At 59.8% G+C, this 18343-nt stretch carries 17 protein-coding genes and 2 pseudogenes; 11 read left to right on the top strand and 8 right to left on the bottom strand.

All coding sequences use genetic code 11. The features are described from left to right. A pseudogene (locus ACM62R_RS04920) lies at positions 1-403 on the top strand (integrase core domain-containing protein); the annotation flags it as partial. A 444-nt stretch (positions 404-847) separates the two neighbouring features. Here ACM62R_RS04920 and ACM62R_RS04915 read toward each other — a convergent pair. After that, a pseudogene (locus ACM62R_RS04915) lies at positions 848-965 on the bottom strand (transposase); the annotation flags it as partial. Between the two features lie 204 nt (positions 966-1169). Here ACM62R_RS04915 and ACM62R_RS04910 point away from each other — a divergent pair. Genes ACM62R_RS04910 through ACM62R_RS04890 form a run of 5 tightly spaced genes read left to right on the top strand, consistent with a single transcriptional unit; the run spans position 1170 to position 3293 of the window. Continuing rightward, entirely contained in the window at positions 1170-2168 is a 999-nt protein-coding gene (locus ACM62R_RS04910; protein ID WP_415182946.1) for a permease, read from the top strand. An 8-nt stretch (positions 2169-2176) separates the two neighbouring features. Further along, the gene (locus tag ACM62R_RS04905; protein WP_415182945.1) at positions 2177-2407 is read left to right on the top strand and encodes a thioredoxin family protein; all 231 of its coding nucleotides are present in this window, start codon (positions 2177-2179) and stop codon (positions 2405-2407) included. Continuing rightward, a complete protein-coding gene (locus tag ACM62R_RS04900; protein WP_415182944.1) occupies positions 2404-2808 on the top strand; it encodes an OsmC family protein in 405 nt (134 codons plus the stop codon). The genes ACM62R_RS04905 and ACM62R_RS04900 overlap by 4 nt, the downstream gene beginning before the upstream one ends. Positions 2809-2856: 48 nt before the next feature. Beyond that, positions 2857-2982: a hypothetical protein gene (locus ACM62R_RS04895; RefSeq protein WP_415182943.1), complete on the top strand. Its 126-nt coding sequence runs from the start codon at positions 2857-2859 to the stop codon at positions 2980-2982. Next, complete coding sequence (locus ACM62R_RS04890; protein ID WP_415182942.1) at positions 2979-3293, top strand: hypothetical protein; 315 nt, start codon at positions 2979-2981, stop codon at positions 3291-3293. The genes ACM62R_RS04895 and ACM62R_RS04890 overlap by 4 nt, the downstream gene beginning before the upstream one ends. A gap of 136 nt (positions 3294-3429) precedes the next feature. Here ACM62R_RS04890 and ACM62R_RS04885 read toward each other — a convergent pair whose 3' ends face one another. From ACM62R_RS04885 to ACM62R_RS04860, 6 genes are all read right to left on the bottom strand, one after another. Beyond that, positions 3430-6786, bottom strand: a complete 3357-nt coding sequence (locus ACM62R_RS04885) for an error-prone DNA polymerase (protein ID WP_415182941.1) — start codon at positions 6784-6786, stop codon at positions 3430-3432. After that, positions 6783-8279 carry a Y-family DNA polymerase gene (locus tag ACM62R_RS04880; RefSeq protein WP_415182940.1) on the bottom strand — a complete coding sequence of 499 codons (1497 nt, stop codon included), beginning with the start codon at positions 8277-8279 and terminating at the stop codon, positions 6783-6785. Before ACM62R_RS04880 ends, ACM62R_RS04885 begins: the two co-directional genes overlap by 4 nt. After that, positions 8206-8793, bottom strand: coding sequence for a hypothetical protein (locus ACM62R_RS04875; RefSeq protein ID WP_415182939.1), 588 nt, complete (start codon positions 8791-8793; stop codon positions 8206-8208). The genes ACM62R_RS04880 and ACM62R_RS04875 overlap by 74 nt, the downstream gene beginning before the upstream one ends. Next, the gene (locus ACM62R_RS04870; protein WP_415182938.1) at positions 8783-9463 is read right to left on the bottom strand and encodes an SOS response-associated peptidase; all 681 of its coding nucleotides are present in this window, start codon (positions 9461-9463) and stop codon (positions 8783-8785) included. Before ACM62R_RS04870 ends, ACM62R_RS04875 begins: the two co-directional genes overlap by 11 nt. A gap of 483 nt (positions 9464-9946) precedes the next feature. Beyond that, the gene (locus ACM62R_RS04865) at positions 9947-10684 is read right to left on the bottom strand and encodes an acetoacetate decarboxylase (protein ID WP_415182937.1); all 738 of its coding nucleotides are present in this window, start codon (positions 10682-10684) and stop codon (positions 9947-9949) included. Between the two features lie 18 nt (positions 10685-10702). Then, positions 10703-11806, bottom strand: coding sequence for a patatin-like phospholipase family protein (locus tag ACM62R_RS04860; RefSeq protein WP_415182936.1), 1104 nt, complete (start codon positions 11804-11806; stop codon positions 10703-10705). Between the two features lie 686 nt (positions 11807-12492). Here ACM62R_RS04860 and ugpB point away from each other — a divergent pair. The 4 genes from ugpB to ACM62R_RS04840 are packed head-to-tail and all read left to right on the top strand — an operon-like array spanning position 12493 to position 16691. Continuing rightward, entirely contained in the window at positions 12493-13797 is a 1305-nt protein-coding gene (ugpB, locus tag ACM62R_RS04855; protein ID WP_415182935.1) for a sn-glycerol-3-phosphate ABC transporter substrate-binding protein UgpB, read from the top strand. 58 nt (positions 13798-13855) lie between these two features. After that, complete coding sequence (gene ugpA, locus ACM62R_RS04850; RefSeq protein WP_415182934.1) at positions 13856-14737, top strand: sn-glycerol-3-phosphate ABC transporter permease UgpA; 882 nt, start codon at positions 13856-13858, stop codon at positions 14735-14737. Further along, positions 14730-15593 (top strand): sn-glycerol-3-phosphate ABC transporter permease UgpE, encoded by an 864-nt coding sequence (gene ugpE / locus ACM62R_RS04845; protein WP_415182933.1) that lies wholly within the window; start codon positions 14730-14732, stop codon positions 15591-15593. Before ugpA ends, ugpE begins: the two co-directional genes overlap by 8 nt. Beyond that, a complete protein-coding gene (locus tag ACM62R_RS04840) occupies positions 15594-16691 on the top strand; it encodes a sn-glycerol-3-phosphate import ATP-binding protein UgpC (RefSeq protein ID WP_415182932.1) in 1098 nt (365 codons plus the stop codon). Between the two features lie 24 nt (positions 16692-16715). On the opposite strand, the gene moaA is transcribed toward ACM62R_RS04840, so the two are convergent. Further along, a complete protein-coding gene (gene moaA, locus ACM62R_RS04835; RefSeq protein ID WP_415182931.1) occupies positions 16716-17723 on the bottom strand; it encodes a GTP 3',8-cyclase MoaA in 1008 nt (335 codons plus the stop codon). A gap of 100 nt (positions 17724-17823) precedes the next feature. Between moaA and ACM62R_RS04830 the strand changes: the two genes are divergently transcribed. Next, positions 17824-18309 carry a hypothetical protein gene (locus ACM62R_RS04830; protein WP_415182930.1) on the top strand — a complete coding sequence of 162 codons (486 nt, stop codon included), beginning with the start codon at positions 17824-17826 and terminating at the stop codon, positions 18307-18309. Positions 18310-18343: the final 34 nt, after the last annotated feature.

Here is an 18343-nt window from a genome sequence, read left to right as displayed (position 1 = left end):
TAGCCTCTCAATCAGCGTCATTCCGAAGGTGTTACGGCATCGAACTGACCAGTAACGCGATCTTAACCTTTGCCACAGAACGCAAGATCGAATGGCATTACATTGCGCCGGACAAGCCCATACAAAACGGAGTCGTCGAGAGTTTTAATGGGCGCCTGCATGATGAATTGCTCACCGAGACCATCTTCCGGAACATGGCCCATGCCCATGCCCATGCTGTAATTCGGGCATGGGCTGCTGACTTTAACGAACATGCCCGCATTCGGCACTTGGCTACCAGACGCCCAAGGTATTCGCCCAACGCCTGATCACCGTAACCGACACCCACGCAGCGCCGTCTGATAGCTCCGCGCAGGTGTCGGTTGCTCTGACTGCGCCACATGGCGTATCAACTCAAAGGGCTTGGTCCCGATTGGATGACAATTTGGCTGCAGGCCACCACGAAAGCATCGGCACCCTAACGCCAGCTGATGTCTACTTCGGTCGTGGTGAAACCATCCTGGCCGAAAGGAGACGCATCAAACAAAAGACCATGCGAAACCGTCGCTTGAACCATCAGCGTCAAGCGGCATAGCCTGAACCCGATGAGCCAAAGCCCTCCGCTTCAAAGTCAGGGCGGCTGTTCCAAACCATTCGACGACGGACAACTGTTTCTACCGTGCACAGGTTGGCTAAGGCCCGGGACGTTTTTTAGTACTTCCCTCCAGTCGCGCGGCAGGCGGACTTCTTTCCGAAGGCGTTTGCTCTCTGTCTCAACATCTTCGTGCGGATCCGACATCAGGTCATCATGCACCCTCTTGGGACATTGCCGGGCCATGACCTGTGCCGGGCGGTGGACACTTTTGCACCCACTCGTTTAGAGTCGATAAACCCACCCCCAAATTGGATGAAACTTGCGGTCGCGTTAAGCCGCTCGCAATCGCAATACGCACCGCATCCTGCCGGAAATCGTCTGTATATCTCATTCCTATACTCTGGCTCCCTCATAGCAAACATTGCTCGAAAGAGACCCGAACCAGACCGTGACAAGACAATATGCAGGTGTTAAAGCAAGCTGGCTTGGCGGTGGACAGGCGGGATGCGCAATAGGTGCGCTATCGCATCAGGCCCGATCTGCCGCCGCGCCTGCGGACGCTGTTGGCGGCGGCACTGGTCAAAGAGGTGACGGCATGAATATCTTCGGCTGGCTGAACGATCAGCTGCTTAGGATGCAATGGCTGTCCGATCTGGTGACGGCAGGCGTGCAGGCTGTGGGGCTGGATCCTGCCTCGCGCATAGGCGGATCGGTGCAGTTCTTCGTCTATGACGTGATCAAGATCTTCATCCTGCTGTCCGTACTGATCTTTGCCATTTCCTATGTCCAAAGCTATTTTCCGCCCGAGCGCACGCGGCGGATACTAGGTGGCAGGTCTGGCATCAGTGCCAACATCCTTGGGGCATTGTTGGGGACGATCACGCCGTTCTGCTCGTGTTCGTCGATCCCATTGTTCATCGGCTTTACCGCAGCAGGGCTGCCATTGGGGGTAACGTTCTCGTTCTTGATCTCATCGCCATTGGTGGACATGGCCTCGATAATTCTGCTCGCGTCCATCTTCAGTTGGCCGATTGCACTGGCCTATGTGAGCGTCGGTCTGGTGGTCGCTGTCATCGGTGGCACGATCATTGGCAGGCTTGGGATGGAAAATCAAATTGCTGATTTCGTGCGCAATGTCCCGGTGACGGACGCCGACGAAGCGCTGACACGGGCCGAACGCCTGGCGTTTGCCCGCGATCAGGTCCTGGATATTGTAAACAAGGTCTGGCTTTATGTGATGATCGGCGTCGGCATAGGGGCGGCCATTCACAATTGGGTGCCGCAAGACACGATCACCGCGTTGCTTGGCCAGGATAAATGGTGGGCCGTTCCGGTTGCCGTGGTGGTTGGTATCCCGATGTATGCCGATATCTTCGGGACCCTGCCGATTGCCGAGGCATTGGCCGGAAAAGGGGTCGGGTTGGGCACTGTGCTCGCCTTTATGATGGCGGTAACGGCGCTCTCTCTGCCCTCACTCATCATGCTTAAGCGCGTGGTCAAAATGCCGCTGCTGGTCACGTTTACCGGTCTTGTGACGGTTGGTATTCTGACCATCGGCTTTACATTCAACGCCATCACACATTGGTTCATTTGAAAGGACGCATGATGATCATCAAGATCCTTGGTTCGGGCTGCAAGAAATGCGTAGCCTTGGGAGAAAACGCCAAAGCGGCGGCAGAGGCGGCTGGTAAACAGGTTGAAATCGTCAAGGTCACTGATTTTGCCGATATCGCCGCCTACGGGGTGATGTCGACGCCCGCGCTGGTGGTGGACGAAAAGCTTCTTTCGGCGGGAAAGGTTCTTAGTGCAGACGAGATCGGACATCTGCTGTGACTGAGTATCGCGTTTGCGCCCGTCGCGTGGACAGCCATGGCAGCCTTGCTGTGGCGAAGGAGGCTGAGGTGGTGCTGGACACCGATCTTGGAGGTCGCCGCGATGCGATGAACCCGGTGGAACTGCTGCTGTCTGCCTTGGCGGCCTGCATGTTGAAAGGGATCGCGCGGGTCACGCCGATGCTGCAGTTTCAGATCGACGGGGCCGAGGTGCAGCTGGAAGCCATCCGTCAGGATGCGCCGCCCAAGCTGACCCTGATCCGGTATAAGATCATCGTGGACAGCGCCGAGCTGGATGCGCGGCTGGACTTGCTCCACCGCAACGTTCTGAAATACGGCACCATTTCCAATACGCTTTCAGGTGCGGTACCGCTGGAGGGAACGCTGATCCGCAAGGCGTGATCCACGACTACACCGCCCCCGCCGATTTGGCCCACCTTTCGTTGGGCGGTGACGCAGCGCCTGTCTGGCCCTGTCGTCGTGACATTTGAGATCGGGCGCAACGCCGTTGCCGATTGGTCCTGCACTCAGGACGGGGTGCAGCGCCTGCATGATCTGCACATCTGGCTTTTTTGACCCCGACCACGGCATTGGCCGTGCATCTGGTGGGGGGCGGGAACGACCCCCACGCCTTCATTGGCCGGGTAGCCGGTGCAACTGTGGACATCATGTCGGGAAATGGCCCCTCAGCCTCTGGCAACGGTCATTTCTTTTCCTCCGTAGTCGGTGGGCGAATGGTTCCAAGGGTCATCGCACTATCTGGAAAAAACCACGGCAAGATCCGGATGGCTGTTGATGGTGCAGAGCCTTTCACCATCTATCCGGATTGGATTGATAGCGTAATTGGTAATCCGGTTTTCCTGGCGTTGGTTCATCCCTTCGAATGAACAATTTCGCAAGGTGCGGTGATTCTGACCAAAGGGATTGGCGTGTGATTTTTTCAAGATTGCCGCGCAAAAAGGGATCAGCGTCATGCGAGGCCCTTCAGATCCAGAGGGGGGGGGTGCGTTTAGGCCGTGGCGATCAATGAAAATCCCGACTTGGAAACAGCTTCTTGGCCTGTTCGCGCGGATGGCGGGCAGAGGGTCTGATGCTGCCGCCGGATGCTCGTTTTGTCTCATCCGCGCGGCCGTCGTTTGCGTCGATCATTACCGGGCGGCCGAGGGTGGCCAGCAGGTGCGACACATCCTCTACCCTTTGTGCAATAAGATGCGTGGTGGGCCCGTCATGTTGAATGCGGCCGATCACGCGAACCAGGCGCCCGGCGATCACGGCCTTGCGGAACGCTTCATAGACCTGTTTCCAGACGATCACGTTGGCGGTGCCGGTTTCATCTTCCAGCGTCAGAAAGATCACGCCCGCCGCCGTGCCGGGGCGCTGGCGGGTGATGACAAGACCGGTGGTGGTGACGCGGCCCCTGGCTTGGTTCAGCCGATCATGCGGCAGGGATTCTGGCAGGTGGGGGCGTAGCAGCTCCATCGGATGGGCGCGCAAGGAAAGGCGCAGCGACAGATAATCCTCGATCACCTCTTGGCCCAGCGTCATTTGCGGCAGGCTGACGGCAGGTTCCATCCCGCCCTCGCCGTCGGGGCCAAACAGCGGTAAAGGGGCAGGGGCTTTTAGCGCCGATGCAGCCCAGAGCGCATCGCGGCGCGTCAGGTTGAGCACGGCAAAGGCATCCGCTTCGGCCAGGCGTTCCAGCGTGTCAGGCCTTACGCCCGCGCGCCGCCACAGGCTTTCGACATCGGGATAACCATTGCCGCGCGCGGCGACGATCCAGTCTGCATCCTCTGCCCGCAGCCCCTTGATCTGACGAAAGCCGAGGCGCAGGGCCAAACGGCCATCAGGGCGCGGTTCCAGGGTGCAATCCCAAAGCGAATGGTTGATCGAAATGGGCCGCACCTCGACACCGTGTTCGCGCGCATCGCGGACCAGTTGCGCAGGGGCATAAAACCCCATCGGTTGGCTGTTCATAAGCGCACAGGTGAACACTGCCTGATGGTGGCATTTCAGCCAGGCGGAAATATAGACCAGCCGCGCGAAACTGGCGGCGTGGCTTTCGGGAAAGCCGTAGGAACCAAATCCTTCGATCTGGGCGAAACAGCGCACCGCGAAGTCGGCATCATAGCCGCGCGACAGCATGCCGGAAACGAAACGATCCCGAAAACTGCCAATGGTGCCCATGCGTTTGAAGGTGGCCAAAGACCGGCGCAGACGGTCAGCCTCGGCCGCTGTAAACCCCGCAGCCACCACGGCGATCTGCATGGCCTGTTCCTGAAACAAGGGCACGCCATAGGTGCGGCCCAGCACTTCCATCATTGCGGGGCCAAGGTCTTCGACGGGTTCACGCCCCATGCGGCGGTTGATGAAGGGATGCACCATGCCGCCCTGAATGGGGCCGGGGCGGACGATGGCGACCTCGCAGACCAGATCGTAGAATTTGCGCGGCCGCATGCGGGGCAGAAAATTCAACTGCGCGCGGCTTTCCACCTGAAACACGCCGATAGCATCAGCGCGGCAGAGCATATTGTAAACCGGCACATCCTCGGGCGGTACATTGGCCAGCGTCAGGTTCTGGCCGTGATGATCGGCCAGCAGCGCAAAGGCTTTGCGGATGCAGGTCAGCATGCCCAAGGCGAGGATGTCGACCTTCAACAAACCCAATGCGTTGATATCATCCTTGTCCCATTCAATGATGGTGCGATCTTCCATTGCGGCGTTTTCTATCGGGCAAAGTTCGTCCAGTCGGCCATGGGTGATGACGAACCCGCCGACATGCTGGCTAAGATGGCGGGGAAAGCCGATGATCTCGCCAATCAGTTTGGCGGCAAGCGTCACGCGGCCCTCAGCGGGATCAAGGCCAGCATCGCGCATCCGGTCCTCATTGGGGGTGGCGGAGGACCAGCCCCAGATCTGGCCGGAAAGGCGTGCGACCACGTCTTGGGACAGGCCCATGACCTTGCCGACCTCACGGATGGCGGCACGGCTACGAAAATGAATCACGGCTGCGGTCAGGCCCGCACGTTCGCGGCCATAGCGCGCGTAAATCCACTGAATCACCTCTTCGCGGCGTTCATGTTCGAAATCCACGTCGATATCGGGTGGCTCGCCACGTTCTTTACTGATGAAGCGTTCAAAGATCAGGGTGATGGATTCGGGCGGCACCTCGGTGATGCCCAGCAGATAGCAAACCACCGAATTGGCCGCCGAGCCGCGACCCTGGCACAAAATACCGCGGCTGCGGGCGAATTGCACAATGTCATGCACGGTCAGGAAATAGGGGGCGTATTCGACCTCGCGGATCAAGGTAAGCTCTTTCTCAACCCGGTGGGTAATTTTGGGCGGCGGGCCGTTTGGATAGCGCCAGTTCAGGCCGGTGCGGGTCAAACGTTCCAGCCGTGTCTGGGCCGGCTCACCGTCTATCGCCTCATCGGGGTAGTGATAGCGCAACTCGTTCAGGCGAAAGGCACAGCGGTCTGCAATCTCCACGGTGCGGCGGATCGCGGCGGGGTGGCGATGGAACAGCCGGGCCATCTCGGCGCCTGATTTCAGGCGGCGTTCGCCATTGGCTAGCCGCCGCTCACCGATAGTGTCGATAGTGCAGCCAAGGCGCAGGCAGGTCAGCACATCGGCCAATGGACGGCGGGCAGATCGGTGCATCAGCACATCGCCCACCGCCACCATCGGCAGGTTCACGCGCTGCGCCATCAGCGCCAGATGATCAAGGCGGATCTGGTCGCGGCCATCATAGTGGGGCGCCGCCCCCAAAAAGCACTGGCCGGGAAAGGCGCGCGCTACGGCCAACAGATCGGTGCGGGTGGGTTTGGGGTCGGGATCCTCCAGCGGGTCCGGCGGCAGGGCGATCAGGATCAGGCCGCCCCCCCAATCAGCAAGATCAGCGCGGGTCAGGTGACATTCGCCTTTTGGTGCGCGCCGTTTGCCCAAGCTGAGAAGCCGCGTGAGGTTTGACCATGCCGCGATATCGGTTGGAAGGGCCAGCCATTCGACAGTGCTATCCGTCAAGACCAGCCGTGATCCCGCGATCAGTTGCGGCAGTGGCCCATCGGGCAGGGCTGGGGCCTGCCTGTCACCTTCAAGGTGCGGCACAGTCTGGCGGCTGGAGTGATCGGTAACGCGTTGCGAGCGGATCGTTGGTGTGCCCGGATGCGCGTGGGCCTCTTGCTGCAGGCGTGCCAATTCCTTCAGCGCCGAGAATGCGCGCACCACGCCCGCCACAGAATTGCGGTCTGTGATGGCGATGGCGGCCAGACCCAGTTCAGCCGCGCGTGTGACCAGTTCTTCGGGGTGTGAGGCCCCGGTCAGGAAGGTGAAGTTTGAGGTGACGCACAATTCCGCATAGGGCTGGTCGGTATGGCTCATGCAAACTCTCCGTGAACATACCAGTTTGGGGCTGCCGGGGCGGACCAAGCCTGCGCCTGCGGGGTCACGAACAGCCATAGGCGCGGGCCTTCGTGGGTCTCGATCCGCCAATAATCGCGCAAGCCCGACCGCCATGCCAGATCGTCAAACCACCATTCCGGTGTGATCCGTTCTGGCCCCAAAGCCCGCAGAGTGGTGAACCGCATCCGCCGCCAGCGAAAACCAGCCGGTGGATGCCCCGAGACGGCCATCAGGGGTTCAGGCGCAAACAGGGTGATCGGTCGTGGTGGCCGGTTGCTGCGCCGGGGGGGCTGGGGGGCCGTATAGGCGGCCGGGGCAAGAAGAAAGCTGCGTTCGGGGATCAGGCTATCTGCGGGAAGCAGGCGCAGCACACGGTCAAAACCGATACGGTTTCCGACCGAGGACAAAAGGTCCGCCAGTGCGTCATCCTGCCGGGGAACCGGGCTGCCACCGATCTGTTCCGGCGCAAGCGGCTCTGCCACAGGCACGCTTAGCCGCATGGATTCTATCCCAAAGCCAGAGTCGATTTCATCCACGCCTTTTGCGAAAAGTGCCGCGATCCGGGCCGGGTCACGCATCGGGCGGGCAAGGCCGATTTCAACCTGCGCCGCGCCGTGGTCAACCCGGCCAAGCTCTAACCGCACCCGCCGCGCACCCATCCGGTGCTGTGCCAGCTTGGCGCAAAGCCGGTCCAAAAGCCGCGCCAGCCCCGCCATCACATCCGCTTGCAGCCCGATCGGTTCGGGCAGGGTCATCCGCACCCCGAAATGTGGCGCGTCAGGCGTTGCCGCGACCGGCTCTGCCTGTGCGCCCAGTGCCTGATCAAGCCGCAGCACAAGGCCGGGGCCAAAGCGGCGTGTCAGCGGGGCCCGCGGCAGATGGATCAGATCGGCAATCCGCGATAGCCCGACGCGCGCCAACGCCTCGGCGGTGGCATGGTCAACGCGCAGAGCAGTGACCGGTAAATGCCCGATACCCTCGGCCAGCCGCCCATCAGGGATGATACCACCGCCATGACGGGCCAGCGCATGGGCGGCCCCGCGTGTGCCTGCAATGGCGCTGACCATCGCCAGACCCGCCCGTTCAAGCCGCGCCTGCAAATCCATCCGCAGGTCCACCTCGCCACCAAACAGATGCGGCACACCTGAGATATCTGCCATCAACCCGTCAACGCCATCGCTTGCCACCATCGGCGCATAGCGGCTGGCCCAGCGGCGCAGACTGGCCAGTGCCGCCGCCTCATGCGCAAGATCTGCCGGCCGTGTCGCAAGATCGGGACAAATGGCGCGCGCATCGGCCAGCGCCATGCCGCGCGATAGGCCGTGACTCGTGGCTTTTGGGTTGAGGCAATGCAGATGATCGGCATTGCCTGACCGATGGGTCAGGGCAAAGGGCCCTTCAACGGGCCTCCACCGCAGGCTGGTGTCGCTTGCCAGCCTCGGAAACCATATGGAAAGCAGACGACGTGCCATTCCAGTTCAAACCCCAGCAATCTAGCGTTCTCTTTTTGTTCTTATTAAGGCGCCACCGATGCAGAGTCGAGTCTGCAGCCGTTGACGGTATCGGTTCGCAGTTCCATCGGGTCTCGGTTGCATTGCTGCCCGCATCCTGATGGATCAGCATCAGGCCCGTGGTGCGCCCTGCCTCGGCTGCCAGTTGAAACCGCCGCCCTGCGGTTAGCGACAAGGGGTGTGACGGTTCGGCAATGACCAGACCGACCGGGGCTGCGCGCAAAGCCTCTTCAACGCACCAAAGCAGGTCCACCTCACCCACAGGGCGGAACACATGCAGCCGTTCGCCCACGCCCTGCGGCAGTCCGCGCAGCATCGGCGTCTCGGGGGCATGTGAGGGCAGGATCCAGACCAGCGGGCCGGGATGGCGCACCGCCTGAAACAGGGCAAACGCGCGGCGCCCTCGTCCCTCGGCCTCATGCACCCGCCATCTTAGCAGCGAGAAAGCATCCCCTAAGGCAGGCTCAACCCGCATCTGTCCGCCCCCCTTCTGCCACGATCCGCAACATCCCATCCGGTAAGGGGCGCTGAAGCTGAAGCGCCGCCGCGGTGGGCGCGGTAAGCCAGTGCCGCCAGTCTTTCGGCCGGGTCAGAATGACCGGCATCGCCTTTGGATGCACGGGGGCCACTTCTGCATTGGGGTCACAAGTCAGAAAGCCGAAAAGATCTGCCGTGACCTCACCTTCCTTGAGTTTGCGCACCGAAGTCCATTTGGTGTGGATACCTGCAAAAAACGCCAGGGGGCGATCCGCCCCAAGGGCGAACCATACCGGATGATTGCGCGGGCTATCTGTGCGCTGATCAATCTCGGAAAAGCTGGTGAAGGGGACAAGGCAGCGATGCTCAACCCCCAGCCAACGCCGCCAATGCGCAGAGGCAGTATTGCGGATATTGGTGACGCCGGGGTCGGTGCGCTTGCCTTTGAGAAAGGTCGCTGGCGTTGGCATGCCCCACCGCGCCTTGGCCAACTGCCAGCCACCCGCCGCCCCGTGCCGGATTATTGGCGCTGCGTAATCTGGATAGATGCCTGTTTGTGTTTGCAAATTTCCTGTCAAATCCTCAAATCCCTCATCCTCTTCAACCATGCCCTCAAAGACATGACGCATCGCATCCTGGCTTTTGGTCTGGGAATAGAGGTTGCACATAACATGATCCAGGGAATCGATATGGGAAGGTTATCTGGAACATTGCCAGAACGCAGAGGCTGAGAAAAGGCTGCTTGCAGCTTTTCAACAGCGTCGGGCTGGCTTGCAATGATAACTGGATCGCCATTCGATATGCGGCACCGAAAACAGGGCTTGGCACATGCTTTGGGCCGGCACCCGCCGACCGCACGGTCATAGCCAAGGCTGCGATTGTTCGAAAAAATGTTTGGGGACTTTTCAACACGATAGCGCGGGCGCTTTCGTTTTGTCATCTGCTGATCCTCTTTTCATTGAGGATCAGCAGATGACAGATCGCAGCTTACGTCAGCGTCCGATTTTCGGGGGTCGCCTGGTTTGCCATTTTGGTGTTGGCCATCATCCTTACTTTAACTGAGGGTTTTCGGTAAAGATGGGCGCTGCAAATTGGCACGGCGACTGCGCCTGCCTTGCCCCGCAGGGGGGCTTGGGATGCTCGCTTTAGCGTTATGCCTTGGCCAGATAATCGTGCATCACCTCACCCAGACCCAGCGTCAGGTCCGTCAGAAGATGTACGGCCGACAGCACCTCGCGTACGGGCAATTCGGCAACGGGCGCCAGCGCGTGAGAGTGCAGTTCCAGCGCGGCAGGCCCTTCCCAGGCGCCCTTTACCGTGACGTCGGTCGTGTAATAGCGGACCAGCTCGCAAATGCGCGGGGTGCAATCAACATGCGGGATGATCTTGAGCAGGTAACTGGGCGCCGCGAGCGATTTCAGCACCTTGTCTGTCTCCAGCGTGCGGTGCTTGTAACCCATCGTTCCCGTGGCTACCCGAACCGATCCGATATTGAGCGTGCCGATCAACGTATCCTTTTCGACCCGTAGCGCCGGCTCGGCCAGTTTTTTCGGAAAGCCCCAGATTTCACGCCCCCCCGCGATGGGCGCCTCGTCATTAAGATACATCGAGTGGACATAGCCGCCCGCAACACCATTCAGCGTGACCGGGATTACTTGCCCGCTTTCGGTGTAATCGCCAAACCCGGTCGAGTCCGGCATCCGGATGAATTCGTATTTCACGATCGGCTCTGGTATTTCCAGCGGCTCGGGCACGACGCGGCGCAGGGCCTCCATATCGGTGCGATAGGTGATGGTCAGAAATTCGCGGTCGATAAAGCGGTAGGGACCACGCGGATAAGAGGGGTTCGTCAGTGGCATCGCGAAGGCGGTATTGCGGATATCTTTCATTTTCTTCTCACTCTCCAACTATTCATGTGATTGGCCCAGGTCGAAAACCTGCAAACCATCCTTGCCAATTTGGCGGGATTTCCATTTCGTATGCGTCAGCGTCTTTTTCACATCCGCCTTTCCGGCCGCCCAATGTTCGTTCATCGACAGCCGCGAAAACTCGTAATCCTTCGAGTCGCTTTCAAACCCTTCCTTGCGATGGATGAGGTGGACCAATGTGACGGGGCATTGGGGGCCGGCGGCGCGCAGAACTGCCAGATCCGGGTCCGATTGCAGGTCTTTCGGCAGTTTGGCGGCCAGCCTGTCAGCGGCGGTGCGAATGTCATGCAGATGACGAAAACGATCCGTCGTCAGGCGGGTGCGGCTGGAATACTGGATGTCTTTCTGACGCTGCTGCACATCGACGATGTTTTCGGGAATATCCCCCCGTGCGCTGAACAGGTCGATCTGAAAGATGCATAACGGGTCGGTGCCGGCATGTTCCATCACATATTGCAGCGGCGTATTGGACACCAAGCCACCGTCCCAATAGAACCGCCCGTCAATCCCGACCGGCGCAAAGCCGGGGGGCAGGGCGCCGCTGGCCATGATGTGGCGGGCGTCAATACGCATTTTGGCGCTGTCGAAATAGGCAAAGTTGCCGGTCTCGATATCGGTCGCACCGACGCTTATGCGCGGCCCGCAATCATTGAGGTAGTCAAAATCCACCAACTCGTTCAACGTCTTTTCCAAAGGAGAGGTGTCATAAAAGCTAAGCGCCTGTGACCTACCGAATGGCCAGAACGCCAGCGCAGGCCGAGGCGTGAAAAACCCCGGCACGCCCACGGTCATGACCTCTGCGGCCGCAAACTCCGTATACGCCTCGCGCGCCATGGGTCCGATTATCCACGGGGTAATCGCAAGCGACGAAGTCACGCCCTCCCAGAAGGCGGTCAGGCGTTCGATGCGCCGCTCGGGCGGGTTTCCGCAGATGAGTGCCGCATTGATCGAACCGATGGAAATGCCCGCGACCCAGTCAACATCAAGCTTGCCTTCGGTAAGCCTTTGAAACGCGCCGGCCTGATACGCGCCAAGCGCCCCGCCCCCTTGCAGCACCAATACGTTCTGTTCCGTCTTTGGCATCGCCCATCTCCACTAGTCGTTGCTTGGCTAAGGGATAGTCGGCTGACGATACCTGCCGTTTGCCTGAACCTTACATGTGTGACAGGTTTTCAGACGTCAGGGCGTGTTTTCCTGCCGCTTGGTGCTGGCGCGGATCCGTGGCTTGCCGGGACACGCATTTTTCGCGGCGGTCAAGCTGCCAAAAGCCGCGCCCTTGATCTGTTGGCAACTCAAAAATGCCGGGCCCCTTTCGAGACCCGGCGACGCGTGATGAAAAAACCCCGCCAAGGCCCGCCGGCCATCGACCGATGGTGCGATATTGGGGGTGTGCGTAAGGCCAGGCCCCGCGCACCATGCAACATTAGAAGGGATCTTTGTCATCTTTGTGCCGATCTGTGGCCCATAAAGTGGTGATCGTTGGATCCGGGTGCCGCGAAGTCAGGTGCAAAGCCCCGCCCCGCATGGGGGCAAGAATAAGAAATTATCCTTGTTGAATGGGGATTTGCCGCTTAGGCTTTGGGGCCGTGGGCCTGTGTTGGGGCTAACAAGGAGGTTGGCTCTATAATCCAGAGGCATGTCAAGATGCTCAGATAAACACCGCAGGGCACAAAATTCATCTGCCATTGCCAGCCCATCACGGCCAGGCATCATGTTTGTGGTTGAATTGTCGTGCAAGCCCGTTCTGAACCCTGGGAGGAGAAAAGACGATGAAGACCCGTTTTCTGATATCCGCCGCGATATTGGCCGCGACGCACGCCGCCACCCCGGCGGCTGCCCAATCCGAAATCAGCTGGTGGCACGCGATGACCGGTGCCAACAGTGAGGTCGTCGAAAAGATCGCCGCAGATTTCAACGCCAGCCAATCCGATTACACGCTTATGCCGGTGTTCAAGGGCACCTACCCCGAAACGCTGAACGCCGGGATTGCGGCGTTTCGCGCGGGCCAGTCGCCCGATATCTTGCAGGTGTTTGACGTGGGCACCGGCGTGATGATGAGCGCTGAAGGCGCCGTAAAACCGGTGGCCGATGTGCTGACCGACGCGGGCATGGCCTTCGATAAATCGCAATACCTGCCGGGCATCGTGGCCTATTATTCAAAACCCGATGGCACGATGCTGTCGTTTCCCTATAACTCGTCCTCACCGATCCTTTATTACAACAAGGATATCTTTGAGAAGGCTGGGCTGGATGTAAACGCCCCGCCGAAAACCTGGAATGAGGTTTGGGACGCAGCCAGGAAAATCAAGGAAACGGGTGCGGCACCTTGCGGCTATACCTCAACCTGGCTGACGTGGATCCATCTTGAAAACTTTGCCGCCTGGAATGACGTGCCCTATGCGACCAACGAAAATGGTCTGGCCGATGGCAACGCGGAACTTGAAATCAACGCCCCGATATATGTGAACCACTTTCAGGCGATTGCAGATCTGGCCAAGGATGGCACCTTCAAATACGGCGGCCGCACATCCGAGGCCAAGCAGATCTTCTTGTCAGGCGACTGCGGTATCATGACCGAGTCGTCAGGTGGCCTGGGCGATATCGTAAAATCGGGGATGAATTATGGCATCGGCCAGTTGCCTTATGACAGCGATGGCAACGGCCCGCAAAACACCATTCCGGGCGGCGCGAGCCTTTGGGTGATGGGCGGCAAATCGGACGAGACCTACAAAGGGGTCGCCGCGTTCTTCAGCTATCTATCGCGGACCGATGTGCAGGAATACCTGCATCAGACCTCGGGCTATCTGCCGGTGACGCTGGCCGCTTATGAGGCAACAAAGGCCTCGGGCTTTTACGATGATAACCCGGGCCGTGAAACCCCGATCAATCAGATGATGGGCAAGGAGCCGACCGCCAATTCCAAGGGCGTGCGGCTGATCAACCTGCCGCAGATCCGCGACATCGAGAACGAAGAGTTCGAAAAGATGCTGGCGGGTGAGCAGACCGCCCAGCAGGCGCTAGACAAAGCGGTAGAGCGCGGTAACGCGGCGATCAAACAGGCGATGGGCAACTGACGCCAGACGCCCCGATGGCTGCCCGCGCGTGTTTGCGGGCGGCCAACAAGGAAATCAGATGAACCGCGCCACATTCCCCCACAGGTTCTTGCCCTGGCTGCTGATCGCGCCGCAACTGGCAATCTCGCTGGTGTTTTTCTATTGGCCCGCATTTCAGGCGCTGCGCCAATCTTTGCTGCGTGAAGACGCGTTCGGGCTTAAGACCCAGTTTGTTGGTCTGGCCAATTTCGTTCATGTCCTGACCGATCCGGCCTATCTGAACTCGATCAAGGTGACGGTGATATTTTCGGCATTGACGGCAAGCCTGTCGATGGCGATTGCGCTGTTGTTGGCTGTGCAGGCTGAAAAGATCGTGCGTGGCAAAGGTATTTACCGGGTGTTGATGATTTGGCCCTATGCAGTGGCCCCGGCCATTGCGGGGATGCTGTGGCTGTTCATGTTCAACCCGTCGTTTGGAACGCTCGCCTTGCCACTGCGGTGGATGGGTGTGCAGTGGGATCCGCTTTTGAAGGGCGATCAGGCCATGGCGCTGGTGGTCGCGGCGGCCAGTTGGAAACAGATCAGCTATAACTTCTTGTTCTTCGTCGCCGGGCTGCAGGCAATTCCGCGGTCCTTGATCGAGGCGGCGGCGATTGACGGGGCAGGGGCCGCGCGCCGCTTTTGGACCATTGTTTTCCCACTTTTGGCGCCAACGACGTTTTTTCTGCTGGTCATCAACACGGTTTACGCGCTGTTTGACACGTTCGGCATCATCCACGCCGTCACCGGTGGCGGCCCCGGAAAATCAACGGAAACCCTGGTTTACAAGGTCTATAACGACGGTTTCGTGAACCTGATCCTGGGTGACAGCGCCGCGCAATCGGTGATTTTGATGGTGATCGTGATTTCGCTGACGGCGGTGCAGTTCCGCTATGTGGAAAGGCGGGTGCATTATGGCTGACGGCGCGATGATTGGCACCAAAACGCGCTCAAAGCTGATGGCGCATTTCCTGCTGGTGCTGGGGGTGATCGTGGTGGTCTTTCCGATCTACTACGTTTTTGTCGCCTCGACCCATACGGTGCAAACCATCCTGCGCCCGCCCCTGCCGCTGCTACCGGGGGCAGAGGGGCCAAAGAACTACGCCGAGGCGATCCTTGGCGGTGTCGGGCGAATTGGCGGTGTGGGCGTGGGTCAGGTTCTGTGGAACACCACGATCGTCGCCTTGGGCATCGCTGTGGGCAAGATCATCATTTCGATGACCTCTGCCTATGCGATTGTTTTCTTTCGATTCCCGCTGCGGATGGCCTGTTTCTGGCTGATCTTCATTACGCTGATGCTGCCGGTCGAGGTGCGGATTTTGCCAACCTACAAGGTGATGGTCGATCTGCACCTGATCGACACCTATGCCGGGCTGATCCTGCCGCTGATCGCCTCGGCCACGGCAACGCTGTTGTTCAGGCAGTTTTTCATGACCATCCCGAATGAGTTGCTGGAGGCGGCGCGCGTCGATGGGGCGGGGCCGTGGCGGTTTTTCCGCGATATCCTGTTGCCGCTGTCGCTGACCAATATCGCGGCGCTGTTTGTGATCTTGTTCATCTATGGCTGGACGCAGTATTTGTGGCCGCTGCTGATCACCAATTCCAATTCGATGAACACCATCGTCATCGCACTGCGCAAGATGATTTCTTTCGCTGATGCCGATACGCCCTGGGATCTGGTCATGGTGACCGCAATTCTGGCGATCCTGCCGCCCATTCTGGTGGTGGTTCTGATGCAGCGGTGGTTTGTCAAAGGCCTTGTAGAGACGGAGAAATAAATGGCGCAGATTTCGCTAAAGGATGTGCGCAAAAGCTATGGCGCAACCGAGGTGATCCACGGGGTCAGCATCGACATTGACGATGGCGAATTTGTGGTGATCGTTGGCCCCTCGGGCTGCGGCAAGTCGACCTTGCTGCGGATGGTCGCGGGGCTTGAAGTGATCACCAAGGGCACGATCTCTATCAACGGGCGGGTGGTCAATGATATTGAGCCGCGCGCCCGTGACATCGCGATGGTGTTTCAAAACTACGCGCTTTACCCGCATATGAGCGTGCGGGAAAACATGGCCTATGGGCTGAAAATCTCGGGCATGGCCAAAAGCGAAATAGCCGCCCGCGTGGCCCGCGCGGCCGAAATGCTGGAACTGGCCCCCTACCTTGACCGCAAGCCACGGGCGTTGTCGGGGGGGCAACGGCAAAGGGTGGCGATGGGCCGGGCGCTGGTGCGCGATCCGGCCGCGTTTTTGCTGGATGAGCCGCTGTCAAACCTCGATGCCAAGCTGCGGGTGCAGATGCGGCTTCAGATCAAGCAGTTGCAACGCTCGGTCGGGACCACCTCGCTTTATGTCACCCATGATCAGGTCGAGGCGATGACCCTGGCCGACCGGCTGATCGTGATGCACGCAGGCCGCGCCGAACAGATTGACACGCCGATGGCCATTTACGAGCGCCCCGCCAGCGCCTTTGTGGCGGGGTTCATCGGGTCTCCGGCGATGAACCTTGTGCCGGTGACGGTGGGCGAGGGCGGCGTGGTTCTGCCCGGCGGCACGGTTTTGCCGCTGCCGGGGCTGGTGCTGCCGGCAAGCGGCAGCACCCTGCTTTTCGGGGTGCGCCCCGAACATCTGGAACCGCACCCCGCCGGGGCCGATACCGATGCGCCGGTGCTGACGCTTGAGGTTTTCGCCGTTGAGACATTGGGCGCCGATGCCTACGCACACTGCCTCTTTCCGGGCGGATCAAGCCATCCCGACGAAGGCTTCGTGGTGCGTCTGCCGGGCAATACCGAAGCGCGGCAGGGCGATCAGATCCACGTGGCGGTTGATATGGCAACGGTGCATCTGTTTGATGCGCAATCCGGCCGCCGTATCGACGACTAATTCTAATTCGTCGCCCGGATCAGATCAGCCGCCGGTATGGCTCATGTGGCGCGACATCTGCCCGGCCACCCGCTGGCGCGAATAGTCAAAGTCATGGCCCTTGGGTTTGCGGGCGATCGCCGCGCGAATGGCGGTGATCAAACCATCATCCTCTGTGCTGGCACGCAGTGGCGCGCGCAGGTCGGCCTTGTCTTCCTGGCCCAGACACATGAACAACTCGCCCGTGCAAGTCACCCGGACCCGGTTGCAGCTTTCACAGAAATTATGGGTCAGTGGCGTGATGAAACCGATCCGCTGGCCGGTTTCATTCAGCCGGATATAGCGCGCTGGGCCGCCGGTGCTGTCTGGTAGATCGGTCAGCGCATAGCTTTCGCCCAGCCGGGCGCGTACATCGGACAAAGGCCAGTATTGATCCAGTCGGTTTTCTTCGCCCATCTCGCCCATCGGCATCACTTCGATGAAGGTCAGGTCATGGCCCTGATCGGCGCACCAGCGGGTAAGCGGGATCAGTTCATCCTCGTTGAAACCCTTCAGCGCAACGGTGTTGATCTTGACCTTGAGACCAGCGGCGGTCGCGGCGTCTATGCCCTCCAGCACCTGGGCAAGCCGCCCCCAACGCGTGATCTCGGCAAACTTTTCGGGCACCAGCGTATCAAGCGACACATTCACCCGCTTCACTCCGCAAGCCGCCAGCTCCGACGCAAACCGTGCAAGCTGAGAGCCGTTGGTCGTCAGTGTCAGTTCCGTCAATGCGCCGCTGTCCAGATGCCGCGACATCGCGCGAAAAAACGACAGAATGTTCTTGCGAACCAGAGGCTCCCCCCCGGTAATCCGCAATTTTTTCACCCCAAGCCCAATGAAGCCGCTACAAAGCCGGTCCAGCTCTTCCAACGTCAGCAGATCTCTTTTCGGCAGAAACTGCATGTGCTCGGCCATGCAATAGGTGCAGCGAAAATCACAACGGTCAGTCACCGAGACTCGCAGGTAGGTGATCGGCCGGGCAAAGGGGTCAATAAGGGGCGCGGTTTCCATACCCCCTAAGTAGGCCCGTTACCGCCATAGGGCAAGCGCGGTCTTGTCGCATAGCACTGCAAGCGATACGCTTTGCCTCCAAGGTTCGAGGAGTTGCACCATGGCCCTTACCGTAAAATCAGTCATGCCAGTGATTTGTGGATTGCTGCTGGCAGGATGCACCGACGAAGGGCCATTTGCACCACGCCCCTCTAAACCGGGTGCCCCAACATCTGCGGCGACAGCGCCCATGATCGCCCCCTCACCAAAGCCCTCTGCCCGCACGGTAGAAGAATTTGACACCACCAGCCCCGAACAGCGCGCCGCTGCCCGCGCCAAACCGTCAGCGCAAGGCGGGCGCGAATTGGGGCGCAGCATCGCGTCGCTTGGTGATCCCACCGAACCGGGGTTTTGGGTCCGCTCGCCACTCGTCAAGGTAGCGGGCAAAGGCCGGATCGTAGATGCCGCAACCGGAACTTCGGTGCAAGTCGATCTGATACCCTTGCCAGGTGACGCAGGCGCGGGCAGCCAGGTTTCACTACCCGCACTGCGATTGCTTGGGGTGCCGCTGACAGCGTTACCCGAAGTGATTGTCTATGCGCTTTAGCTTTTGTTTGGCTTAAATACTCCCGCCGGAGGCG

The organism is Phaeovulum sp. (assembly GCF_047638075.1).
GTDB lineage: Bacteria > Pseudomonadota > Alphaproteobacteria > Rhodobacterales > Rhodobacteraceae > UBA6197.
The sequence above is the reverse complement of the archived record's forward strand: the minus strand, read 5'-3'. Positions and strand labels throughout refer to the sequence as shown.